The 23,042-nt window shown below is 75.1% G+C and carries 20 protein-coding genes; 10 read left to right on the forward strand and 10 right to left on the reverse strand.

Annotation, left to right across the window (positions count from 1 at the left end; translation table 11 throughout):
• Window positions 1–1,539 carry a CoA-acylating methylmalonate-semialdehyde dehydrogenase gene (locus EV378_RS05585; protein ID WP_132421633.1) on the reverse strand — a complete coding sequence of 513 codons (1,539 nt, stop codon included), beginning with the start codon at window positions 1,537–1,539 and terminating at the stop codon, window positions 1–3.
• A gap of 84 nt (window positions 1,540–1,623) precedes the next feature.
• Window positions 1,624–2,376: an FAD-dependent thymidylate synthase gene (gene thyX, locus EV378_RS05590; protein WP_132421634.1), complete on the reverse strand. Its 753-nt coding sequence runs from the start codon at window positions 2,374–2,376 to the stop codon at window positions 1,624–1,626.
• A 100-nt stretch (window positions 2,377–2,476) separates the two neighbouring features.
• Between thyX and EV378_RS05595 the strand changes: the two genes are divergently transcribed.
• The 3 genes from EV378_RS05595 (at window position 2,477) to EV378_RS05605 (ending at window position 5,366) form a co-directional block, all read left to right on the forward strand.
• On the forward strand, window positions 2,477–3,010 hold the full coding sequence (locus EV378_RS05595) for a toxin-antitoxin system HicB family antitoxin (protein ID WP_132421635.1): 534 nt from the start codon (window positions 2,477–2,479) through the stop codon (window positions 3,008–3,010).
• Window positions 3,007–4,281 carry a DUF4097 family beta strand repeat-containing protein gene (locus EV378_RS05600; RefSeq protein ID WP_132421636.1) on the forward strand — a complete coding sequence of 425 codons (1,275 nt, stop codon included), beginning with the start codon at window positions 3,007–3,009 and terminating at the stop codon, window positions 4,279–4,281. The genes EV378_RS05595 and EV378_RS05600 overlap by 4 nt, the downstream gene beginning before the upstream one ends.
• A gap of 641 nt (window positions 4,282–4,922) precedes the next feature.
• A complete protein-coding gene (locus tag EV378_RS05605; RefSeq protein ID WP_132421637.1) occupies window positions 4,923–5,366 on the forward strand; it encodes a nitroreductase/quinone reductase family protein in 444 nt (147 codons plus the stop codon).
• Window positions 5,367–5,369: 3 nt separating this feature from the next.
• Here EV378_RS05605 and EV378_RS05610 read toward each other — a convergent pair whose 3' ends face one another.
• Together EV378_RS05610 and EV378_RS05615 are read right to left on the reverse strand one after the other, a co-directional pair.
• Window positions 5,370–6,593, reverse strand: a complete 1,224-nt coding sequence (locus tag EV378_RS05610) for a winged helix-turn-helix domain-containing protein (protein WP_165922152.1) — start codon at window positions 6,591–6,593, stop codon at window positions 5,370–5,372.
• A 13-nt stretch (window positions 6,594–6,606) separates the two neighbouring features.
• Complete coding sequence (locus EV378_RS05615; RefSeq protein ID WP_165922153.1) at window positions 6,607–7,203, reverse strand: TetR/AcrR family transcriptional regulator; 597 nt, start codon at window positions 7,201–7,203, stop codon at window positions 6,607–6,609.
• Between the two features lie 125 nt (window positions 7,204–7,328).
• Here EV378_RS05615 and EV378_RS05620 point away from each other — a divergent pair, with 125 nt between their 5' ends.
• The 3 genes from EV378_RS05620 to EV378_RS05630 all read left to right on the forward strand — a co-directional run bounded on the left by EV378_RS05620 (window position 7,329) and on the right by EV378_RS05630 (window position 10,273).
• The gene (locus EV378_RS05620) at window positions 7,329–8,009 is read left to right on the forward strand and encodes a VC0807 family protein (RefSeq protein WP_132421639.1); all 681 of its coding nucleotides are present in this window, start codon (window positions 7,329–7,331) and stop codon (window positions 8,007–8,009) included.
• Window positions 8,006–9,493, forward strand: coding sequence for an FAD-dependent oxidoreductase (locus EV378_RS05625; protein ID WP_132421640.1), 1,488 nt, complete (start codon window positions 8,006–8,008; stop codon window positions 9,491–9,493). The genes EV378_RS05620 and EV378_RS05625 overlap by 4 nt, the downstream gene beginning before the upstream one ends.
• Before the next feature lie 249 nt (window positions 9,494–9,742).
• Window positions 9,743–10,273 (forward strand): GNAT family N-acetyltransferase, encoded by a 531-nt coding sequence (locus tag EV378_RS05630; protein ID WP_132421641.1) that lies wholly within the window; start codon window positions 9,743–9,745, stop codon window positions 10,271–10,273.
• Here the strand turns inward: EV378_RS05630 and dapB are convergent.
• The 3 genes from dapB to EV378_RS05645 are packed head-to-tail and all read right to left on the reverse strand — an operon-like array spanning window position 10,270 to window position 12,734.
• Window positions 10,270–11,016 (reverse strand): 4-hydroxy-tetrahydrodipicolinate reductase, encoded by a 747-nt coding sequence (gene dapB, locus EV378_RS05635; protein ID WP_132421642.1) that lies wholly within the window; start codon window positions 11,014–11,016, stop codon window positions 10,270–10,272. The two genes, EV378_RS05630 and dapB, sit on opposite strands and share 4 nt — an antisense overlap.
• A gap of 39 nt (window positions 11,017–11,055) precedes the next feature.
• Window positions 11,056–11,538, reverse strand: a complete 483-nt coding sequence (locus EV378_RS05640) for a hypothetical protein (RefSeq protein WP_132421643.1) — start codon at window positions 11,536–11,538, stop codon at window positions 11,056–11,058.
• Window positions 11,535–12,734 carry an FAD binding domain-containing protein gene (locus EV378_RS05645; protein WP_132421644.1) on the reverse strand — a complete coding sequence of 400 codons (1,200 nt, stop codon included), beginning with the start codon at window positions 12,732–12,734 and terminating at the stop codon, window positions 11,535–11,537. Before EV378_RS05645 ends, EV378_RS05640 begins: the two co-directional genes overlap by 4 nt.
• Before the next feature lie 150 nt (window positions 12,735–12,884).
• On the opposite strand from EV378_RS05645, the gene EV378_RS05650 reads away from it, so the two are divergent.
• Window positions 12,885–15,086: a hypothetical protein gene (locus EV378_RS05650; protein WP_132421645.1), complete on the forward strand. Its 2,202-nt coding sequence runs from the start codon at window positions 12,885–12,887 to the stop codon at window positions 15,084–15,086.
• A 10-nt stretch (window positions 15,087–15,096) separates the two neighbouring features.
• Here the strand turns inward: EV378_RS05650 and EV378_RS05655 are convergent, their stop codons facing one another.
• From EV378_RS05655 to EV378_RS05665, 3 genes are read right to left on the reverse strand one after another with little or no spacing between them, the layout of a single operon-like run.
• A complete protein-coding gene (locus tag EV378_RS05655; RefSeq protein ID WP_132421646.1) occupies window positions 15,097–15,576 on the reverse strand; it encodes a DUF456 domain-containing protein in 480 nt (159 codons plus the stop codon).
• Window positions 15,577–15,585: 9 nt separating this feature from the next.
• Window positions 15,586–16,425, reverse strand: coding sequence for an MBL fold metallo-hydrolase (locus tag EV378_RS05660; protein ID WP_132421647.1), 840 nt, complete (start codon window positions 16,423–16,425; stop codon window positions 15,586–15,588).
• Window positions 16,422–17,426 carry a cyclic nucleotide-binding domain-containing protein gene (locus EV378_RS05665; RefSeq protein ID WP_165922154.1) on the reverse strand — a complete coding sequence of 335 codons (1,005 nt, stop codon included), beginning with the start codon at window positions 17,424–17,426 and terminating at the stop codon, window positions 16,422–16,424. Before EV378_RS05665 ends, EV378_RS05660 begins: the two co-directional genes overlap by 4 nt.
• A gap of 196 nt (window positions 17,427–17,622) precedes the next feature.
• Between EV378_RS05665 and EV378_RS05670 the strand changes: the two genes are divergently transcribed.
• From EV378_RS05670 to EV378_RS05685, 3 genes are read left to right on the forward strand one after another with little or no spacing between them, the layout of a single operon-like run.
• Window positions 17,623–18,927: an adenylate/guanylate cyclase domain-containing protein gene (locus EV378_RS05670; protein ID WP_132421649.1), complete on the forward strand. Its 1,305-nt coding sequence runs from the start codon at window positions 17,623–17,625 to the stop codon at window positions 18,925–18,927.
• Entirely contained in the window at window positions 18,924–20,999 is a 2,076-nt protein-coding gene (locus EV378_RS05680) for an ATP-binding protein (protein WP_165922155.1), read from the forward strand. Before EV378_RS05670 ends, EV378_RS05680 begins: the two co-directional genes overlap by 4 nt.
• A complete protein-coding gene (locus EV378_RS05685) occupies window positions 20,996–23,041 on the forward strand; it encodes a sensor histidine kinase (protein WP_132421651.1) in 2,046 nt (681 codons plus the stop codon). The genes EV378_RS05680 and EV378_RS05685 overlap by 4 nt, the downstream gene beginning before the upstream one ends.
• Window position 23,042 lies beyond the last annotated feature (1 nt).

A 23,042-nucleotide genomic window follows, 5' to 3' on the forward strand; every position in this document is an offset into this window, starting at 1 on the left:
TCAGGTGTTCCGCGGGAACCCCAGGTTCAGGCCGGCGTGGCTCGGGTCCGGCCAGCGCGTGGTGACGACCTTCCCGCGGGTGAAGAAGTGCACGCCCTCGACGCCGTGCGCGTGCGTGTCCCCGAACAGCGAGTTCTTCCAGCCGCCGAAGCTGTAGTACGCCATCGGGACCGGTACCGGCACGTTCACGCCGATCATCCCGACCTCGACCTCGTTCTGGAACCGGCGGGCGGCGCCGCCGTCGTGGGTGAAGATCGCGGTGCCGTTTCCGTACGGGTTCGCGTTGACCAGGTCGACGGCCTGTTCGTAGGTGTCCACGCGCAGCACGGACAGGACCGGGCCGAAGATCTCGTCGGTGTAGACGGACATGTCGGTGGTCACGTGGTCGAGCAGCGTCGGGCCGACGAAGAAGCCGTCCCCGTCGGCGTCGAACTCGCCGGTGCGACCGTCGACGACGACCGTGGCGCCCTCGGTCTCGCCGGCACCGACGTAGCCGGTCACCCGCTCCTGCGCTGCCCGCGTGACGAGCGGGCCCATGTCGGTGCCGCGGCGGCCGTCGCCGGTGCGCAGCCCGCGTGCCCGCTCGGCGATGCGGCCCACCAGGTCGTCGGCGCAGCTCCCGACGGCGACCACCGCGGAGATCGCCATGCACCGCTCCCCCGCCGACCCGAACCCGGCGTTGACGGCCTGGTCGGCGGCCAGGTCGAGGTCCGCGTCGGGCAGCACGACCATGTGGTTCTTGGCGCCGCCGAGGGCCTGGACGCGCTTGCCGTGCGCGGTGGCCGTCTCGTAGACGTAGCGGGCGATCGGCGTCGACCCGACGAAGCTCACCGACCTGACGTCCGGATGGGTCAGCAGGCCGTCGACGGCCGTCTTGTCCCCGTGCACGACCGAGAACACGCCGTCCGGCAGCCCGGCCTCGCGCCACAGCTCGGCCATCCAGAGCGCGGCGCTCGGCACCTTCTCCGACGGCTTGAGCACGACCGTGTTCCCGGCCGCGATCGCGATCGGGAAGAACCACATCGGCACCATGGCCGGGAAGTTGAACGGGCTGATGATCCCGACGACGCCGAGCGGCTGGCGTACCGAGTGGACGTCCACACCGGACGACGCGTTCTCGGTGGCGGAGCCCTTCAGCAGGTGCGGCATGCCGCAGGCGAACTCCACGACCTCCTGGCCGCGCGCGACCTCGCCCGCCGCGTCGGATGCGACCTTGCCGTGCTCCGCGGTGATGATCTCCGCCAGCTCGCTTGCGCGGGCGTTGAGCAGCTCGCGGAACCGGAACAGGATCTGCGTGCGCCGGGCCAGCGACGTGTCCCGCCACTCCGGGAACGCCGCCTTGGCAGCGGCGACGGCGGCGCCCACCTCGTCGGCGGAGGCGAACGGGACGCGGGCGGTCACCGCGCCGGTCGCCGGGTCCGTGACGTCACCGAACGCGCCGCTGACGCCGGGCCGCGCCGCCCCGCCGATCCAGTGCGTCAGTTCGGGGGCTCCGCCGTCGCCCGCCTCGCGGGTGGTGCTCTCCAGCGTGCTGGTCATCGGCCGTCCCCTCTCGTCCGTCTCGTTCTGCCTCCACACTCGTCGGCGGGCGGCGCGACCGCACGCCGGAGTCGCCCGGCCCGCTCAGCCCTCGGTGACGAACGGGCTCGACGCGATCACCGAGCCGTCGTCGAGCGTCTGGACCTCGAAGTCGGCGAACACGTTCGGGACCTCACGCTGCAGCTGGCGCAGGCACTCCACGGCCAGGGCACGGATCTCGACGTCCGCGTGCTCGGACGCGCGCATCGCGATGAAGTGCCGCCACGCCCGGTAGTTGCCGGTGACGACGATCCGCGTCTCGATGGCGTTCGGCAGCACCGCGCGGGCCGCCTGGCGGGCCTGCTTGCGGCGCAACGTCGTGTTCGGCACGTCCGCGAACCGGCGCTCCAGCCCGGCGAGCAGCTCCTCGTAGGCCTTCACCGACGCGGCGGCGGCCTCGGTGAACAGCGCGTGCAGCTCCGGGTCCTCCGCGATGACATCCGGCTCGACCATCGCCGCGTCCTTCTCCGGGACGTAGCGCTGGGACAGCTGGGAGTACGAGAAGTGGCGGTGCCGGATCAGCTCGTGGGTCAGCGACCGGGAGATCCCCGTGAGGTAGAAGCTGACCGTGCCGTGCTCCAGCACCGACAGGTGCCCGACCTCGAGGATGTGCTGCAGGTAGCCCGCGTTCGTGGCGGTCCTCGGGTTCGGCTTGGACCACGACTGGTAGCACGCCCGACCGGCGAACTCGGCCAGCGCCTGTCCACCCTCGGCGTCGGTCTCCCACGGCACGTCGGCCGGCGGGAAGAACTCGGTCTTCCCGACGAGCTGCACGGTCAGAGGCACGGTCTCCGGCATGCTGGCGAGAGTAACGGGGACCCCCGACAGTCCCGGCCGCCGCCAGGGATGACGCCAGATCGACATTGCGCGACGGCACGAGTGACGCCACTATGGCGTCATGGACCTCACTCCGTACGTCGCGCAGTTGCGCGACGACCTCGCCACCGCCGCCTCGGCGGGCGACGAGCAGACCCGCCGGACGGCGGCCCTGCTCGGGTCCGCCATCGAACCCGCGGCGCGCCTCGCGCTGATGAACGCCCTGTCCGACCTCGCCGCCGAGGTCACCGCCTCGCTCGGGGACCGCACCGTCGACCTGCGGCTGGACGGCCGTGACGTGCAGGTGTCCGTCGGCGGCGCCCCGACGTCGGCGCAGGAGGAGCCGCGGCGCTCGACCGAGCAGACCCAGCAGACCGGGCCGTTCGGTCCGGACGCCGGTGACATCAGCCGCGTCACGCTCCGGATCGTCGAACAGATCAAGGGCCAGGCCGAGCAGGCCGCGCAGCAGCAGGGGGTCTCGTTGAACACCTGGGTCGCGCAGGCGGTGCAGGGTGCACTGTCCGGCGCCGCGCAGCAGCGTGGTCAGGGCAGGCCCGGCCGTCCCGGTCAGGGTCCCGACGACGATGGCCGCCTCCGCGGCTGGGTGCAGGGATGAGCGCCCCGGAGTCCCCCGGCGAGGACGTCACGCCGGGTGCGCCGCAGGACGCTACCGACAACCAGGCCGGGCCTACCGGCAGGTGGGACGTCTCGACCGCCGATGCCGGTGGGAGCACGGGCCCTGGTGGGAGCACCGGGACGTCCGGCGGTGGCGGTGGCAGCGGGCCGGATGACCCCGGAGCGGCCGGCGGTGGGCCCGGCGTACCCGGCGGTGAGTCCGGCGACGGTGGTTCCGGTCCAGCAGGCTCGGCGACCGGCGCCGGCTCGGCACCCGGGAACGCCCGCGAGGACGCGACCGGACCGGTGTTCGGCGAGCCGGGGACGCGTCACGAGCGGTGGGACTGCGACGGGCCGGCCGAGATCGAGGCGACGATCGGCGGCGGCCGGGTCGAGATCGACCTGACGGACCCCGGTTCCGGCGTGACCGTGCAGGTCCGCGCGGAGCCGGGTGGCGGGGCCCCGTGGCAGAACGGGCTCGGCGGGTTGCTGGACTGGCTCGGGTCGATGTCCGGAGGCGGGATGCCGCCCGGCGCCGGTGGCGCGGGCCGCGGGTTCGACCCGATCGTCGGGGCACCGTGGGAGCGGACCGGGGACCCGTCGGCCGCTGCGGTCGAGGCGACGACCGTGACCTGGTCGGAGTCGGCACGACGCCTGGTCGTCCGCGGTCCGGACTCCCAGGGCCTGGCCGGGGTGCCGCTGGTCGTGACGGTGTCCGCGCCGCGGGGATCGCGACTGGCCGCCCGGACCGGCGCCGCCGACGTCACGGTCCGGGGCCAGGCGCGGTGGGCCGCCGTGCGCACCGGTTCCGGAGCCGCACGGCTGGAGGAGGTCGACGGCGACGTGGACGTCACCACCGGCAGCGGCGGGATCGAGCTCGGCGCCGTCGCCGGCCGTGCGCGCCTGCGCGCGGGCAGCGGTGTCGTCGACGTCGCCGCGCTGGCCGGTCCGTCCCAGCTACGGACGGGCAGTGGCGACGTGCGCGTCGGCGAGATCACGGCCGACGTCGAGGTGCGGACCGGCTCCGGCGACGTCGTCCTGGCCGACGCCGTGGCCGGGTCGCTGCACCTCACGACCGGATCCGGCGCGATCCGGGCAGGCGTGCACGCTGGCGTCGCGGCCGAGCTGGACCTCTCGAGCGGCTCCGGACGCGCCCGGAGCGACCTCGACGTCGGTGGCGTCGCCCCGGAGAGCCCGGCCGTCCTGAAGATCGGCGGCCGTACGGGCAGCGGCGACATCTGGGTCACGAGGGCGACCCCGGTCCCCGCCTGAGGGCCGGCCACTCCGGCCCGCCGCCCGGAGGGGAGTCCCCGCCGGCGAACGGATGTGGCGTTCGTACGCATGATCGGTACGGGCGCCCCATCCGTTCGACGGGCGGGCGTCGGGTCGCGGGTGGCCTGTGGCGCGCCGCGGTCGACGTGAACACCAGCGTCCTCAGGTGGCGCGTCGAGGACCGTCGCGTTCATGTCGGCCGAGGCGCGCCGACAACCGAGGGCCGATACGTGCGCCGAGCGCGTCACACGGCGCCAACGCCGGTCCGCGCGCATCACTCGGTTCGCCGGTCCGGGCGCGAGGAGAGTGCCTCGATCGGCCGGCGGGCACCCGCTGCTCGGCCGCCATGACCGGCACGAACGCGACGTTCGTACCGATCATCGGCACGAACGTGGCGTTCGTTCGCTCTCAGCATGGCCGCGACGGGCGGGGCTGAATCCGTCGACTGCCCGCGGTTCCGGAGAACGCGCGGAGGACCGCCGGACGCGCGGGCCCGGTCGCGCGCGCTCTCCGGCGGCGCACGCGTTCCGGACGTGCTCCGCGCCGTCCGACGCGCCGCGAATCGTGTCGAGCCGAACGGACAGCACTCACTCGATGAGCGAGACTCTTCGCCGTCGAACAACCGGGGTACGCTGGACCACATGGACCGCACCGCCGCTCGTGAGGCGAACGCCGCCATGATCGAGAAGCTCTCCGGGGCACCGGACGAGCCGATCCCGGAGGGCGGGTTCGCGCTGCGTGTCGTCCGCACCCGCGGGCGTCGGAGCGGCGACGTGCACGCGACGCCGTTGGGTCTGCTGCGCCACGCGGGGGCGCTGCACCTCGTGTCCCCCGTGGCCGGTCGGGACTGGGTGCAGAACCTGCTGGCCGACCCGTGGTGCGAGATCGTCACCGGCGACGGGACGACGACGTACAGCGCCACGACGCCGTCGGGCACCGAGGCCGTCGCCACGATCGCGGCCTACCTGTCCGCCGTGCAGGTGCCGTGGGCCCTCGCGGCGTTCCCGGTCGACGCGGACGCCGACGAGTCCGAGATCGCCGCGCACCTGGACGAGATGGCGACCCTGCGGCTCGACCTCCGGTAGCCGTCAGCGGAGCGCGCGCTCCAGGTCCTCGCACAGATCGCCCCGGATACCGACCACCACCCCGTCGCAGCCCTGCCACTCCGCCATCTCACGCAGCTGCGCGGCCAGCGGCCCGGCGACCCGGGCCGGGTCCACGCCCGGCTCGGTGAACGCGCCCTGCACGCGCAGCACGCCGGTCGCGCGGTCGGTCTTCAGATCCACCCGGCCGACGAGCCGCCCGTCGAGCAGGAACGGGAACACGTAATAACCGAACTCGCGCTTGGGCTCCGGCACGTAGATCTCGATGCGGTAGCGGAAGCCGAAGATCCGCTCGGTACGGTCCCGCTCCCAGACGAGCGGGTCGAACGGGCAGAGCAGCGCTGCACCCTCGATCGCGCGGGGCACCCGGGCCGCCGGGTCCCGGTAGGCGGGCTTCGCCCAGCCGCGCACCGCGACCGTCTCCAGATCACCGGCGTCGACCAGCTCGGCGATCGCGGTGCGGGTGCGTTCCGGGCCGAGGCGATAGTAGTCCCGCAGGTCGGTCTCGGTGCCGACACCGAGCGCGGAGGCCGACCGGCGCACCAGCTCGCGCGCGGCGTCGGCCGGGTCCGGCGCCGGGGTGGCGAGCATCTCCGGCGAGAGGACGCGCTCCGGGAGGTCGTAGAGCCGCTCGAAGTGCCGCCGCGTGCCGACGTGCAACTCCCCGACGGCGAACAGGTACTCGCAGACGCGCTTGACCTCGGAACGCTCCCACCAGGTGGCACCCAGCGGCCTCGGGGTCGCACCCGGATGCTCCAGCTCCCTCTCGATCGCACCCGCCCCGACCGGCCCGCGCTCGGCGACCACGGCCTTGACGTCGTCGGCCAGCGTCGGGTGCCGTTCCAGCAGCTCCGCGTAGTGCCGCCACCAGCGCTGGGGCAGCACGCGATGCCCGACCAGCGGCCAGTCCTCGACCGGCACCAGGCTCGCCTCGTGCGCCCACGCCTCGACGAGCAGCCGGGGCCTCCGCGCGGACGGTGCCCACGCCGCGTCGTCCAGCACCTCGGTCGGGAACGCACCGAGGCGGCTGAACACGGGCATGTAGTGCGCGCGCACGGCCACGTTCACCGAGTCCAGCTGCAGCAGCCGCACCCGCCCCAGCACGCGTTGCAGGTGGCGCCGCGTCACCGGCCCGGACGGCCGGGGATCCGCCATCCCCTGCGCCGCCAGCGCCGTCCGCCGGGCCACGTCCGCCGAGATCGTCCGCACGCCCAGGATGCTGTCACGACCCCCCGACAGAAACGGGCCGGTAGGCCCGCAGCACCATGTCCGCAGCCCGGTCGGCGATGTCGCGGCGCTCGTCGGGGCCCAGCTCACGCACGCCGTAGAGCGATCGCATGTTCGCCTCGTGGGACAGCAGCGAGATCAGCTGGTCCGCCGCGCGACCCGCGTCCGGGACCTCCAGCCGGCCGGCGCGGTCCAGCGCCGCGAACTCGTCGGCGAGCCGGGCGGTCAGCTCGGCAGGGCCCCCCTCGTTCCACATCGCCCGCAGGTCCGGGCGCCGGTCCAGCTCACCGATGATCAGCCGTCGCAACGCCGCCACCCGCGGGCTCATGGTCAGCGACAGGTGGTTCGCGCCGAACGCGACGAGCGCCTCCCGCAGGTCGGACGCCTCGGTGAGGCCGAGCGACGGCGGATGCTCCGTCCCGGGCCGGCCCGCTGTACGGGCGGCGTGCACGACGGCCTTGAACAGCGACTCCTTGTCCCCGAAGTGGCTGTAGACGGTCTGCTTCGCCACGCCCGCCTCGGCCGCGACCGTGTCCATCCCGGTCCCGGCGAACCCCTCGCGCAGGAACACCGCGGTCGCCGCGTCGAGCACGGCGGCCCGTTTGCGCGGCGACGGCGGACGCCCGCGGCGAGGCGCGGAACCCGCACTTGACACGGCATCGGCCACAGGAGCACTTTATCAGACTAGACAGTCTAGTCTAGTAAATGGGGGAAGCGATGACCGTGATCGAGAACGAACGGGTCGAGGAGCAACGGGTCGGATCCGGCCGCTCGCCGCTGTGGCGGTCGCTCGGCGTGCTGGCGCTCGACGTCGCGGTGCCGGTGGTGGGCTTCTACGCCCTGCAGGCCGCCGGGGTCGGGCTGGTGGCGTCGCTGGCGATCAGCAGCGCCGCCGCGGGTGTCCGGGTGATCTGGAGCCTGGTCCGGGACCGGCGGACCGATGCCGTCGCGCTGTTCGTGCTGGTCGTGACGGCGATCAGCATCCCGGTGTCGTTCATCGTGGGCTCGCCGCGGCTGATGCTGGCCAAGGAGGAGCTCGGGGTCCCGCCGATGGGCCTCTACCTGCTGGTCACCGGTCTACGCGGGCGCACGGCGATGACCGAGATGTTCCGTCCGTGGCTGGCCCGCACGGCCGCCGCCGACGGGGCGTTCGCCCGGCTGCTGGCCGTGCCCGGCGGCGTGCTCGGCCGGCAGCTGTGCCGCGCCCAGATCGTCTACGGGCTGGCGTTCCTGCTCACCTCGGCGGTGCGGCTGACGCTGATCTTCACCCTCCCGGTCACGACGGCGGTGTGGGCGTCCGGGCTGGCGTTGCCGGTCGGCATCGTGGTCGCGATCGCCGCCGCGACGCCGTTCACCGCCCGGGCCGCCGCGGCCGTGGACGCGGAGGTGGCGCGATGACGGACACGGAGGTGGTGGTCGTCGGGGGCGGCATCGTCGGCCTGACCGCGACGCTCGCGCTGGCCCGCCACGGGATCGCGACGACGCTGCTGGAGGCGCACCCCGGGACGTCGGTGCTCCCCCGGGCGCGCGGCGTGAACGCCCGCGCCATGGAGGTCTTCCGCGAGCTCGGCGTCGAGGACGCGATCCGCGACGCGGGCGCACCGCTGGCGCGCAGCGACGGGATCCTCGTCGGCCACGACCTGATCTCGTTGGTCACCCCGCTCCCCCGCCGCGACGGGCCGCCGCCGCTCCGGCCGGCGACCGCCTGGTCCCCGGTGACCGGATCTCGGGGCACGCTCGACGTGGTCGAACCCGTCGTGCTGCGGGCGGCGCTGGACGTGGGCGCGACCGTGCGGTTCGGCACCCGGGTCACCGCGCTGGAGCAGGACGACGGCGGCGTCGTCGCCCGCCGGGACGGCGGCGCCGTGCACGCCCGGTACGCCGTGCTGGCCGACGGCGCGTCCGGCCCGGTGCGGCACGCGCTCGGCATCGGTTCGACGCGCGGGCGCAGCCACGGCCATCAGGTGAACGTGCTGTTCGAGTGCGACCTCGCCGAGCTCGTCCGGGACCGCGAGTTCAGCCTCGCGATGATCGGCCAGCCCGGTCTGGGCGGGATGCTGACCGCGCTGGACAACCGGTCGCGCTGGGCGTTCCACGTCCACTACGACCCGGCCGTCGAGTCCGGAGAGGACTTCACCCCTGACCGGTGCGCCGAGCTGGTGGCGCGGGCGATCGGGCCGGGCGCGCCGCCGGTGCGGGTGCTCGCCACGCAGCCGTGGGAGGCCGCCGAGCGGGTCGCCGACCGGATGCGCCTCGACCGCGTGTTCCTGGCCGGGGACACCGCGCACCAGATGCCGCCGGCCGGTGGGCGCGGGGCGAGCACCGGCGTCGCGGACGTGCACAACCTCGCGTGGAAGCTGGCGGAGGTGCTGCGCGGCAGCGCGTCCGAGACCCTGCTCGACTCCTATGAGGACGAACGGTGGCCGGCCGGGGCGCGGGCGGTGTGGGTGTCCGGCGAGATGGTCCCGGTGATCGCCGGCGGCGCGGCGGCCGGATCGGGGCGGCTCGGCGGCCTGGACATGCACGGCGCGGCCGACCGGTACTCCTCGCGCGCGATCGTGTCCGACGGGCCGGCCGAACCGGTGCTCGACCGTCTCGACGGCAGCCCCGGCAGCCGCGTCCCACATCTCTGGCTCCCGGATGGACGGTCCACCGTGGACCTCGCCGGGGACTGGTGCGTGCTCGCCGGGCCGGACCGTCCCGGCGGCGGCGACGTCACCGTGCCCGACGTCGACGCGCTCGGGATCGGCCCGGAGGGCGCGGTACTGCTGCGTCCGGACTCCTACGTCGCGTGGCGGGAGCCGGGACCGGACGGTGACCCCGCGGCCGTGCGCGCCGCGATCCGGCGGGCCGGCACGACGGTGCCGACGGCGCGACGCTGAGCGGGCACCAGCGGGCACCGGGCCGGGTGGGCGACCCGGCGGGCCCGGCGCCCGCGGACCAGTACGCGCCCGGCGACGTCGCCGCCCCGCACTCCGTCGGCGTCCCCGCGCCGACCGGCGTGGCCTCCCCGTCGCCCGCCACCGGGTCGGGCGCATCCCGCACCTCGGGCCGCCCCGCACTCCACTCGATGTGCCGCACGGCTCCCCCTCGTCGACGGGCCGTGTGCCGCGTCGGGTATCCATGCCCGCATGGCCACCGCGAGCGTCCGCCCCGCCACCGACGACGACGTCGACGCCATCGTCGAGGTCCAGGCGACGACCTGGCGCACCGCGTACGCGGGGATCGTGCCGGACGCCGCGCTGGAGGGACTCACCGGCGACGCCGCGCGCGCCGCGTGGACCGACGCCGTGCACGCGGGCGGCGGCTTCCACCTGTTCGTCGCCGTCGAGGGCGCGCACACGGTCGGCTTCTGCGCGGCCGCGTACTACGACGGCGCCGACGGGCTGTCCATCGCCGAGGTCAGCACGCTGCTCGTCGAACCGCGGTTCGGACGGCGCGGCCACGGCGGGCGCCTGCTGGCCGCAGCGGCACAGGCGCTGCGCGAGCACGGCAGCGAGCAGGGCCGGGCCTGGGTGCCGGAGGCGGACACGGCGTCCCGCGCGTTCTACGCCCGCGCCGGCTGGGAGCCGGACGGCGCCGTCCGCACGCTGGACACCGGCGACGGGACGCTGCGCGAGGTCCGCATGTCCGGCACGCTCGACCTGCGGCTGATCGACTAGCTCAGTCCGAGCAGGGGCTCCAGCCCGATCGTCAGGCCGGGACGCTCCCGCACGGCGCGGACGGCCATCAGCACGCCGGGCATGAACGACGACCGGTTCATCGAGTCGTGCCGGATCGTCAGCACCTCGCCGTCGGCGCTGCCCAGGATGACCTCCTGGTGCGCGACGAGCCCCGGCATCCGCACGGCGTGCACGTGCACCCCGTCGACGTCCGCACCGCGGGCGCCGCCCGGGTCCTGGGTGGTCGCGTCCGGCACCGCGCCGAGCCCGGCGTCCGCGCGGGCGGCCGCGACCAGCGACGCCGTCCGCGACGCCGTGCCGGACGGCGCGTCCACCTTGCCGGCGTGGTGCAGCTCGACGACCTCGACCGACTCGAAGAACCTCGCCGCCTGCGCCGCGAAGTGCATGGACAGCACGGCGCCGACACCGAAGTTCGGCGCGACGAGCACGGAGCCGGAGCCATGGGCGTCGAGGACGTCCCGGACGAGGTCGAACTTCGTGGCGTCGAAACCGCTGGTCCCGACGACGGCCGCGACGCCGTGCTCGACGCAGTACCGGACGTTGTCCACCGCGGAGTCGGGGTGCGTGAAGTCGACGGCGACGTCGGCCCCGTCCAGTCCGGACAGATCCGAGCCGAGGTCCAGCTCGGCGACCAGCTCGGTGTCCGGTGCCTCGCGCACGGCCCGGCAGACCTCGCCGCCCATGCGTCCCTTCGCCCCGAGCACCGCCACGCGGATCGCCACCGCACACCTCCCGTTCGTGGACCTCGCCGGGCAGCCTAATCAGCGCAGGATCTCGACCAGCAGCACCCACGTCGTCAGCAGCGCCCCCAGGAACGCCGCGATCGCGGCGACCACGACGCCGTAGAGCCCCGCCTCGTGCCCGGCGACCAGCAGGACGCCGCCCACGAGCACACTCGCCGACGCGAGCACGACCGGCCCGATCGTCCCGACGAGCCGTGCCCTGGCCGTCTGCCCGGCCTCGCGCGCGCCCGGCCGGGTCAGGTAGAGCAGCCACGACCCCAGCACCACACCGAGAACCACCAGCTCGACGCCGTAGGCGACGTCCGGCTGCGGCACCAGCAGCAGCATCGCCGACAGCAACGGGAGGCTCAGCAGGACCAGCGCGACCATCGCCCGTCCGGGCAGCGTCGGCGAGTCGACGATCTGCCGCAGGTTGATCGACAGCGCGACGAACAGCAGCCCGATCAGCGCGCCGCTCACGCCGGTGACGGCCACGCCGAAGTCCGTCCACTCGTCGGTCATGCGGGCCGCTCCCGGTCGTCGAACATGTAGTTGCGCGGGCCGGAGTCGCGGATCGCGGCCGCCCAGGGTTCCACCGAGTCCGACGTCCAGTCCGGCAGCTCCTCGACCATCCCGCGCCCGAGCCGCCGCCCGGCGTCGACCGTCGAGGCACCCGCGGTGCGGCGCGCGGCGTCGTAGGCGGTCAGTGCCGCGGCCAGGTCGTCGCACGAGTCCAGCACCGTGCCCAGTGTGAACGCGTCCTCCGCGGCCTTCGCCACGCCGCTGCCGGTGTGCGGGCGGGCGACGGCGGCGGCGTCCCCGGCGAGCACGACGCCGGGCCCGGCGTACGTCGACGGCGTGTGGTCGTAGATCGGCTGCACGAGCCGGCCGTCCGGCGGCGCGATCCGCATGACCTCTGCCCAGAGCGGCGGGACGTGGTCGAGCACGCGCTCCAGCTCGGTCCCGAACGTCTCGTCCAGCGCCCCGAACGGGACGGCGTCCGGATCGTCCAGCGCGACCTCGGACGGCAGCCTGCCGTACATCGCCCAGTTCATCCGCAGCGTGCCCGGGTCGTGGCCGGGCACCAGGTAGACGACGGCGTGCCCGCCCGGGTGCACCGGCGATGCGAGCACGCCGCGTTCCAGCAGGTCGACGGCCGCGGACGGGGCGAGCGCGGCGTCGTAGGTCCCCCGCCAGAGCACGTACCCGGCGTACGACGGCGTGTCGCAGGGCGCCAGGGAGGTCCGCACGGCGGAGCGGTACCCGTCGGCCCCGACGACGAGGTCCGGCCGGTCGGTGCCGTCGTCGGACTCCACGAGCGGCGGGTCCCCCGGCACGACCCGGGAGACGGGCGAGCCCCGGCGGTGGTCGAGCGCCGGCAGCCGGGCGGTCAGCGACCGCCAGAGCACGCCCCAGTTGTTCGTCATGCCGAACAGCGGGTGCGCGTAGCAGACCCGTCCGGCGGGATCGGGGCCGGTCGTGAACCACTCCCGGCGCGTGATCGGGACGGCACCGGTGTCCGGGCCGACGAACCCGCCGTCGACGAGCTGCTCGTGCACGCCGACCGGGAGGATCACGCCGGCCCCTCGTTCCTGCAGCGCGCCCGTGGTGCGCTCGCGCACGGTCACGCCCCAGCCGCGCCGCAGCAACGTCCCGGCGGACAGCAGGCCCGCAACACTGCCCCCGACGACCACCGCTCGTCCCGGCCGCACCGCCACGCGAGCACCGTAACCCGTCGGGGCGGACCCGACGCCATGACCAGGGAACCGGCTGGGCTAGCGTGCTGGTGCGCCGCGACGGGGTCCGGGACTCACAAAGCCCGGCCGGCGAGCAGCGCGCTCCCCACCCGTCGTCCGAGGAGACGATCCGTGACGCTGCTCGAGGAGACTCCCCCGGACGCGCCCGCCGTCGAGCACCGGCCTCGCGGCCCCCGGTTCCGCGTCCGCCGTCCGGATCCTCTGCTCCTGGCCGTGATCGCGCTGGCCGCGCTGACGTCCGTCGCGACGATCGCGGTGAACGCCGGCTACAACGACGGCCGCTTCGCGCCGCCGCTGGACGACGTCTACATCCACCTGCAGTACGCGTCCCGGATCGGCCACGGCGAGTTCCTGCGGTACATGCCCGGCGACTCCCCCACCACGGGCGCGAGCAGCCTGCTCTACGTGCTGCTGCTCGGCGCCGTGGCCGCGGTGGGCGTCGGAGGGTCGCTGCTGCTCTACGCGGCGGTCGCGTTCGGGGTGGTCTGCTTCGTCGCCACGGTGGCCGGCGTGTACCTGCTCGGCCGGGCGCTGGCGTCGCGGACCGTCGGGACGGCCGCGGCGGCGCTGACCGCGCTGTCCGGCGCGCTGCTGTGGGGTGCGACGAGCGGCATGGAGGTCGGGCTGGTCTCGGCGCTGGTGGTCGCGACGCTGCTGGCGTTCGTCGTCGAGCAGCCGCGGGCCCGGTTCGTCGCGACGCCGGTCGCCGGGACGCTGCTGGCGATCACCCGTCCCGAGGGGCTCGTGGTGGTCGTCGCAGTTCTGCTGGGAGTCGCCGTCGTGCTCGGGTCCTGGTGGCGGGCCCGGCGCGCGCCGCACCGCCGCCTGCTGGCGACGGCCGCGCTCTGCCTGCTCCCGCTCGTCGCGGCCGGGACGCAGAGCCTGGTCTACGACGCGATGACCGGCACCGCGGAGAACAACGGCATCGCGGCCAAGTCCTGGCTGTCGATGCCGCTGACGTACCCGCTGGAGGTGGCCGACAAGGTCACCGGGACCGTCCAGGACCTGCTCGGCGTGTTCGGCGGCACGACCTCGACGGGCGTCGTCGGGCCGGCGACGCTGGTGCTCGCGGCCGTCGGGCTCGCGGCGCTCGTCCTCGGCCGCCCGCCGCGACGGGTGCTGGCCGGCGTGCTCGCCGTCGCGCTCGGCGGCGTGCTCGTCGCGGTCTCGACGCTGATGACCGCGAACCTGCACAACGGCCGCTACCTGCAGCCGCTGATCCCGGTCGTGCTGCTGCTGACCGTGCTGGGCATCCGTGCGGTGGCCGCCGCGGTCCCGGATCCGCGACGGGCGCGGGTGCTGGGAGCGGGCCTGCTCGGTGTCGCGCTGCTGCTCACCGCCGTCGAGGCACCGACGTGGGCGCTGCGCAGCGGGCAGCAGGGCGCGGCGATCCGCGAGTCGGCCGTGTCGGTGGCCGCCTGGCTGCGCGGCCACACGCCGCCGGACTCGCGGATCGCGGTCAACGACGTCGGCGCCGTCGCCTACCTGTCCGGCAGGCGGACCGTCGACCTGATCGGCCTGACCACGAACGGCTTCGCGGAGGCCGCCAACGAGGGCCCCGGCGCGCTCTACGAGACGCTCGCCCGGATGCCGGCCGACCGGCGGCCCACCCACTTCTCGATCTTCCGGACGTGGGGCGGCGCGAACGTCGCCGCCCTGGGCGACGGGAAGGTGTTCTCCGACGAGCCGCTGATCGCGTTCCTGGTCAAGTCCCCGCAGCGGGGCGGGCTGCCGTTCCCGGCGATCTGCCAGACCGGCGGCGAGTGCCCCGAGATCGACGTGTGGGCGGCCGACTGGAGCCACCTCGGCTCCGGCGACCTGCCGGACGCGCCGGTGCCGGGGCGGATCGTGGACCGGGTGAACGTCGGCGACCCGGTCGACGAGGCCGCGCACGGGTACTCGGTGCAGCCGGCGCTCGTCGGGCTGCAGCCGATGACCACGCTGCGCCACGAGACCGGCCAGGGCGGGCGGGTCGTGGTGGACAGCGGGCGGCACGTCGTCGGCGGGGAGACGTTCACGCTGCGCGGGCTCACGCCGGGGCGCCCGGTCACGCTCACCGGGCGGGTGGACGCCCTGGAGCCCGCCGGACCGAACTCGCAGGCCGGCGTCGTCGCCGTGACCGCGGGCGGACAGCGTCTCGGCGAGTGGGAGTTCGCCACGTCGAGGACGACGCACTGGGCCACGTCGTCGTTCACCGTGCCGGCGGACGCCGTCACCGGACCCGAGCTGACGGTCACGCTCGGCCCGCGCACGCCCTACCTGGCGCCGTACCCGGACTACACGCCGTACTCGTACTGGGCGAGCCAGGAATAGGTCGGCCGGCTCAGCCGACCACCATCCCGGTCACCCACGCCGCCGTCGCCAGCAGCCCGGCGAACAGCTCGATCAGGATGCTGGCACCGACGGCGCCGAGCGCGGCCCGCGTCGACGTCCACGCCTGCGAGCGGTCCGGCAGCCGCACCAGCTCGGCCAGCCAGACGCCGAGCACGAACCCGAGGAACAGCCCGACCACCGGCACGACGAAGAACCCGACGATGCCGAGCACCCCGCCCGCGACCAGCGTCGACGTCGGCACCCCTGACGCCTTCAGCCGCTTTCCGGGCAGCACGTACTTCACGACCTGCCCGACCGCCGTGATCGCGACGGCGACGCCCAGCACGGTCCACCCGACCGCGTCGCCGCGCGGGACCGCCCACACCGCGACGCCGGCCACGATCAGGATCGGGCCGGGCAGTACCGGCAGCACGATCCCGAGCAGGCCGACGCCGATCAGGACACCGGCGACGATCGCGAGCCAGACCACGCGCGGAACCTACTGCACGAGCACCCGCGGGCGGATCACGTCGCCCTGGCGCGCCACCACCGCCCCGGCCGGCAGCGTGGCCGCGATCGCGTCGAGCCGGTCGTCGGTGCGCGACGGGTCGTGGTGGAACAGCACCAGACGCCCGGCGCCGGCCGCGTCGGCCAGCCCGAGTGCGTAGTCGACCGACGAGTGCCCGAACGCGCGGCAGGCGTCGAACTCGCCGGCCGTGTACTGCGCGTCGTGGATCAGCACGTCGACGTCGCGGGCCAGGGCCAGCGCTGCGTCGTGGTACGGGCCGAACCCGTCCGGGCCCGGGCCGAGCGCGACCGGGCCGTGGTCGGTGAGGTACGCGACGGAGCTGTGGCCGTCGGAGACCCGGAAGCCGAGCGTGCGCCCGCCGGGGTGCGGGATCTCGCGGGCGTGCACGACGAAGCCCTCTGTCTCGTGGCGGCCCTCGGCCAGGTCGTCGAACGTCCAGCGGCCGCGCAGCCCGGCCGGCGTGATCGGGAAGTGCGGCGGGGACAGTACCCGCGCGAGCGTCTTCTCGGCCGTCAGACCCTCCGCGGCCGGCAGCCGGAGGCGGACGGTCGCGTCGTCCCGGTCACCCGCGCGGAAGAACGGCAGGCCGTGCGTGTGGTCCCAGTGCAGGTGCCCGAGCAGGATCGTCCCCCGGAACGGGCCGTCCAGCAGGGCCGTCACCCGGGCCAACCCGGTACCGGCGTCGAGGACGAGTACGGGGTCGGCGCCGTCGTGGGCGATCGCCACGCAGGACGTGTCGCCGCCGTACCGGGCGAACGCGGCACCGGTCGCCGGGGTGGAGCCGCGCACGCCGGCGAGGTGGACCCTCACGGCGCGGCCCGCTCCTCACGACGGTGCCCGCCGGCCAGCTCGGCCAGCGCGGCGCGGTCGATCTGCGCGGCGCCCGCGACGGCGACCCGGACCGGCGTGCGTGCCCGCAACGTCGACGTCCGGCGGCCGTCCTCGAGCAGCGCCCGCTCGCCGCCGACGGCGCCAGGACCCAGCTCGGCGACCGGACGGCCGTCCACCAGGACGTCCAGCACGCCGTCGAGCAGCAGGAACAGCTCGTCGCCGCGCTCGCCCTGGCGGAACAGCTCGTCGCCCTCGGGCAGCGTCCGCACCCACGGCTTCTCGCCGCCGCGCATCAGCGTCGCGGACAGCGTCCGCTCCAGCTCGGTCTCGACGGCGGTGACCAGGGCCGGGCTGTCCACGTCACCCCACGGGCTGTGGTCACCGAAGCACACCGCCGACCAGCCGGCGAAGTCGGTGATCCCGCTCTTCGCGACGAGCGCGCCGCCGTCGTCGTAGACCCAGTGGCGCGGGAACGGGCTGGCGCCGGCCATCCGGGCATCGGCGCGGCCGTCGGTGTGCAGGACGAGCTCCAGCGTCGTCCACACGGTCGGGGCGCTGAGCTGCACGAACGGCGCGCGGCTCACCGGGCGCGGCATCGGCGCGCCGGTCCGGCCGCCGACCGTCTGCCGGAACCGCACCCAGCCGTCCCCGACCTCGGGGTCCGGCCGCAGGTCCGGGTAGGAGACGGCCGCGAACGTCGCCGCCGACCGGCCGAGCCGCAGCGTCGTCGACCCGATCAGACCTCCGCCGGTGTGCCCGTACCCGGTGATCGCGCCGCCGTCGTCGACGTCGATCCAGGCGGCAAGCCGGTTCGCGAACCGGAACCGGTCCGCGTCGCGCCAGTCCTGCAGGTCCCCGAGCTCCGACGGCGGCGGGTCGTCGTAGTGCGACACCCCCAGCGAGAACGGCAGCCGCATCGGCCCCGGCACGGCCTCCGACGGGATCCAGGACACGGACGTGACCGACGACGTGCGACGCATCTCGGGGCTCCTGACCGCAGGTGGCTGGTGCCGATCCAGAGTGCCGTCCGCGGGCCGGGAGGGACACGGATGCCGACCAGCGGACCCGCGGGGAGGCAGGCACCCCCTCCGGTCGCGGGGGCCGCACCCTGCCGCCGCCCGCCCCGGTGCCCGACGCTCGACGAAACGCCTCCGCACCCGAGGACGAGGAGCACCCATGCCCCACCGGATCGGGCTGTTCCTCGCCGACGACAACCTCATCGTCCGCGAGGGGGTGCGTGCGCTCCTCGAGCTGGAGGACGACTTCGAGGTGCTCGGCACCGCCGCCGACTACGACGGTCTGGTCGCCGGCGCCGAGGCCACGTCGCCCGCCGTGGTGGTCACCGACATCCGGATGCCGCCCGCGTTCGGGCGCGAGGGCATCGACGCCGCGCAGCAGGTACGCAAGCGGCATCCCGGCACCGGCGTCGTCGTGCTCAGCCAGTTCGACGACCCGGACTACGCCGTGGCGCTGCTCGCCGACGGCGCCGCGGGCTACGCCTACCTGCTCAAGGACCGCGTCGCCGAGGGCGACCAGCTCGCCAGGGCCGTCCGGGAGGTCGCCGCGGGTGGGTCGATGCTGGACCCGGCGATCGTCGCGGCGCTGACCCGGCCGGTGCGCCGCGGCGACCTGACCGACGACGAGGAGGACCTGCTCCAGCGGGTCGGCGCCGGGATGCCGATCAAGGCGATCGCGGCCGCGCGGAGGACGACCCCGGCCGACGTCGCGACGGCGGTGGAGCGGCTGTTCGTCCGGCTCGCCGAGGGCCTCGGCGCGGGCGACCGGCAGTGCCTGACCCGGCTGAAGACGCTGCAGCAGGCGATCGTGGACCGCGAGGAGCAGGGCGAGGCGCTGTCCCGGCTGCTCCCGGACGGGATCGCCGACCGGCTGCGGGCCGGAGGACACGCCGTCGGGGACACCGAGCGGCTGCAGGTCACGGTGCTGATGTCGGACATCCGCGGGTACTCCGCGATCGCCGAGCGCACCGACCCCGGCGCGCTGGCCGGCCAGCTCGGCACCCACCGGGCCGCGATGAACGGCGCGATCCACGCCGAGCACGGCACCGTGATGCAGTTCGTCGGCGACGCCGTGATGGCCGTGTTCGGCGCGCCGGAGCCGAGCACCGACCACGCCGACCGCGCGGTCGCCGCGGCCTCGGCGATGCACCGGGCGCAGGCCGACGTGAACGCGGAGTTCGCCCGGCGCGGCCTGGAGCCGTTCGGGCTCGGGATCGGGCTGTCCACCGGGGAGGTGGCCGCCGCGCTGCTCGGCTCCGCGGAGCGGGTGGAGTACTCGCTGGTCGGCGCCACCGTGAACCTCACCCAGCGGCTGCAGCAGTGGGCCGCCGCGGGCGAGACCGTGCTCAGCGTGCCGACGCACGCGGCACTGACGACGCCGGTGACCGCCCTCGAGCTGGAACCGGCGCCGGTCAAGGGCAGCGCGGCTCCGGTGCGGGCCTGGCGGATCGGGGCGTCGGCGTGAGCACCGCGGAGCGCCCCGACGCGACCCTGCCCCTGCCCAACGCGCTCGGCTACGGCGTCGCGGTCGTCGCCGTGGCCGGCGTCGTGGTGCAGGGCGTCGCCGTCGCGGCCGGCCGGGCGTCGCTGGCCGGGGCGCTGGCCTCGTTCGACCTGTACACCATGGCGTTCGCGGCCGTCCTGGGCGCGCTGATCCTCCGGCAGCGGCCCGGTCACGTGATCGGCTGGACTCTCGTCGGGATCGGCGGCGTGGACGCCGTGTTCGGGTTCGGCCGCCTCTACCGGCTGTACACCGGCCTCGGGTTCGACGACGACCCGGTCCACTTCCTATGGGTCTTGATCGGAGCCGGGGTCCTGATCGCGCTGCCGCAGCTGTTCCCGGACGGGCGCCTCCTCTCCCGGCGCTGGTGGCCGGTGGCGGCCTACGGCGTGGCGACGACCGTGCTGCTGGCCGTCGGGATCGCGCTCGACCCGGCGGAGGACGACGGCACGGCCCTGATCGCGGTGGCGAGCCCGCTCTACGCGTCCGCGATCCTGGCCGGCCTGGTGCCGCTGGTGGTGCGGTTCCGGCGGTCGACGGGGGCGCGGCGCCAGCAGTTCAAGTGGGTGTTCTACGGCTTCGCCGTCGGCGGTCCCCCGTTCGCGGTGGCGATCGCGGCCGGATTGTCCGAGGCGGCCGTCGCCGTCACGGTCCTGCTGCTCATGGTCGCCGTCCCGGGCGCCATGACGGTCGCCGTGCTGCGCTACCGCCTCTACGACATCGACGTCGTGATCAGCCGGACGCTGCTGGTCGCCGGCCTGGCCGCGTTCATCACGGTCGCGTACGTCGCGATCGTCGTCGGCATCGGGTCGTTGATCGGGCGGACCGGGGCGGAGCCGGACCTGACGCTGTCGCTGGTCGCCACGGCGGCCGTCGCGGTCGCGTTCGCGCCGGTCCGGCTCGCGCTGCAGCGGATCGCGAACCGGCTGGTCTACGGCAGGCGCGCCACCCCGTACGACGTGCTCAGTGGCTTCGCCACCCGGATCGGCGCGGCGGAGCCGTCACCGGACACGCTGGCGCGCCTGGCCGGGCTGATGGCCGGCGGGACGGGCGCCCACCCGGCCCGGGTGTGGCTGCGGGTGGGACGCCAGCTCCGACCGGCCGCGACGTGGCCGGACCGCGACCCCGTCGACGACGCCCCCGCACCCGTCGACACGGCGGCGTCCACCAGGCTGCCGGACGCCGATCTCGCCGTGCCGGTGCACGACCGCGGCGAGCTGCTCGGCGTGCTGACCATCGCCAAGCCCCGCGGCGAGCGGGTCACCGACGCGGACACCGACCTCGTCGGACGGCTCGCCGCGGCGGCCGGGGTGGTGCTGCGCAACCTGCGCCTCGACGCCGAGCTCGCCGAACGCCTGAGCGACATCGAGGCGTCCCGGCGACGGCTCGTCGTCGCGCAGGACGAGGCACGACGGCGCATCGAGGCCGACCTCGCGGGCGGTGCTCGCGCCCACCTGGCCGGGCTGCGCGACGAGCTCGCGGATCTCGCCCGGCACGCGGACCCGGCCGCGGCACCGAAGACCGCCGGGCTGCTCACCGGGCTCGTCGGCCAGGCGGGCGGGGCGCTCGCCACGCTCGACGGGCTCGCCGCCGGCATCTACCCACCCCGGCTGGCCGCCGACGGCCCGGCCGCAGCGCTGGCCGAGCAGGCCCGTCGGGCCGGGCTCCCGGTCGTCGTGGACGCCGACGGGGTCGGCCGCTACCCGCCGGACGTCGAGGCCGCCGCCTACTTCTGCGTGCTGGAGGCCCTGCAGAACGTCGCCAAGTACGCCGGGGCGTCGTCGGCCCGGGTCCGGCTGTCCGACGACGGGACCTCGTTCCGGTTCGCGGTCGTCGACGACGGCGCCGGGTTCGACGCGGCGACCACCGCCCGCGGGACCGGGCTGCAGGGCATGGCCGACCGCCTGGACACCGTCGGCGGTGCGCTGACCGTGTCGTCGGTCCCCGGCTCCGGCACGACGGTCACCGGAGAGATCCCGGTCGAGGGCAGCGCGACACCGGCACCGCAGCGCACACCGGCCGGGGCACGCGCATGACCACCGGGAGCGACGAGCGCCCGGCCGCGACCCTCCCGCTGCCGAACGGGCTCGCCTACGCGGTCACGGCGCTCTACGTCGCCTCCGCGCTCGCGCTGCTCGGCTCGATCGCCTGGTCCGGGGCGTCGTGGGGCGACGCGCTCACCGCCCACCAGCTGCACAACGTCGACCTCGCCGCCGTCCTGGGCGTGGTGATCCTGCGCCGGCAGCCGGGACACGTGATCGGGTGGTTGCTCGTCGCGGTCGGTGCCTTCGAGTGGCCGCTGCTGCTCTCGCGGGCCTATCACTTCCTCGACCTGCCGGGCGGGGCCGCCGTCGAGGACCGGCTCTCCGGGTTGTTCGTGCCCGCCACCGCGTGCCTGCTGATCGGCATCCCGCAGCTGTTCCCGGACGGCCGGTTGCTCTCCCGGCGGTGGCGTCCGCTCGCCGCGTTCGGCCTCCTCGCCTCCGCCTACCTGACCGTGCTGTTCCTGGTCGTTCCACCGGACCTGCAGCTCGGTGACCAGCCGTGGCCGATCGAGCTCGGCTTCCCGCTGATCGGCGTGACGGCGCTGGCCAGCCTGGTGCCCGCGTTCCTGCGGTTCCGCCGGTCGCGCGGTGGGGAACGTCAGCAGTTCAAGTGGGTGATCTACGGGCTGGCGTTCAGCGGGGTTCTGCTGGCCGTCGGTTCCGCCCAGATCTCCGACGTCGGCGAGTCCCTCTCCAACTCGGTGCTGACGCTCGTGGCGCAGGGGATCATCCCGATCGCGTTCGCCGTGGCCGTCCTGCGCTACCGCCTCTACGACATCGACGTCGTGATCAACAAGACGGTCGTGTTCGTGGCGCTGGCCGCGTTCATCACGGCCGTCTACGCCGGGATCGTCGTCGGGCTGGGGCGTCTGCTGCCGATCGACTCGGGCGACCTCGGACTGTCGATCGCCGCGACGGCGGTGGTCGCCGTCGCGTTCGAGCCGGTCCGGGCGCGCGTGCAGCACGCCGCGAACCGGCTCGTCTACGGCCGCCGGGCCACGCCGTACGAGGCGCTGGCGGCGATGACCGCGCACCTCGGGCGGGCCGCGGACCCGGACACCGCGCTGGCCGAGGCCGCCCGGCTGCTGGCCGAGGGCACCGGCGCGGCCCGCGCCGCGGTGTGGGTGGCGCGCGACGGGCGGCTCGAACCGGTCGGGACGGCGGGCGGTCCCGGTGCCGGGTCCGTGCCACTGGACGGGAGCGCGCTGCCCCGCCTGCCGGGCGCCGACCTGGTGGCTCCGGTGCACGACGAGGGACGGCTCGTCGGGGCACTGAGCCTCGCCAAGCGCCCGGGCGAGGGGGTCAGCACGGCCGACCGCAAGCTCGTCGGAGAGCTGGCCGGGCAGGCGCGGCTGCTGCTGACCAACACCCGGCTGCGGACGCGGTTGCGGGAACGCCTCGACGAGCTGCGCGCGTCCCGGCGGCGGCTGCTCGCGGCCCAGGACGGCGCCCGGCACACGCTCGAACGCGACCTGCACGACGGCGCCCAGCAGGAGGTGGTCGCCTGCAAGATCAGGATCGGGCTGGCGCGGACGATCGCCGCCCGGGAGGGCGCGACCGAGCTGGCCGAACGGCTGGAACGGACCGCCGTCGTCGCGGACCGGGTCGTCGACACGCTGCGCGACGTGGCCCGCGGCATCTACCCGCCGCTGCTCGAGGCCGAGGGGCTCGGCGCCGCGCTGCGGGCCCAGACCCGGCGGGCCGACCTGGCCGTGACCGTGCTGGACCGCGGCACCGGCCGCGCGTCCCGCGAGATCGAGTCGACGGCGTACTTCTGCGCGCTCGAGGCGCTGCAGAACACGGCGCGGCACTCCGGTGCGGCGCACGCCCACGTCGAGCTCGACGGTGGCGACGCGACGCTCACGCTCACCGCCACCGACGACGGCGCGGGCTTCGACCCCGACCGCACGCCGCGCGGCGACGGACTGACGACCATGCTCGACCGGGCCGACGCGGCCGGCGGCACGCTGGCCGTCGAGTCCCGGCCCGGCCACGGCACGACGATCACGCTGGTGCTCCCGACCGCGGGATGAC

Source organism: Pseudonocardia endophytica, assembly GCF_004339565.1.
In the GTDB taxonomy this organism is placed as follows: Bacteria; Actinomycetota; Actinomycetes; order Mycobacteriales; family Pseudonocardiaceae; genus Pseudonocardia; species Pseudonocardia endophytica.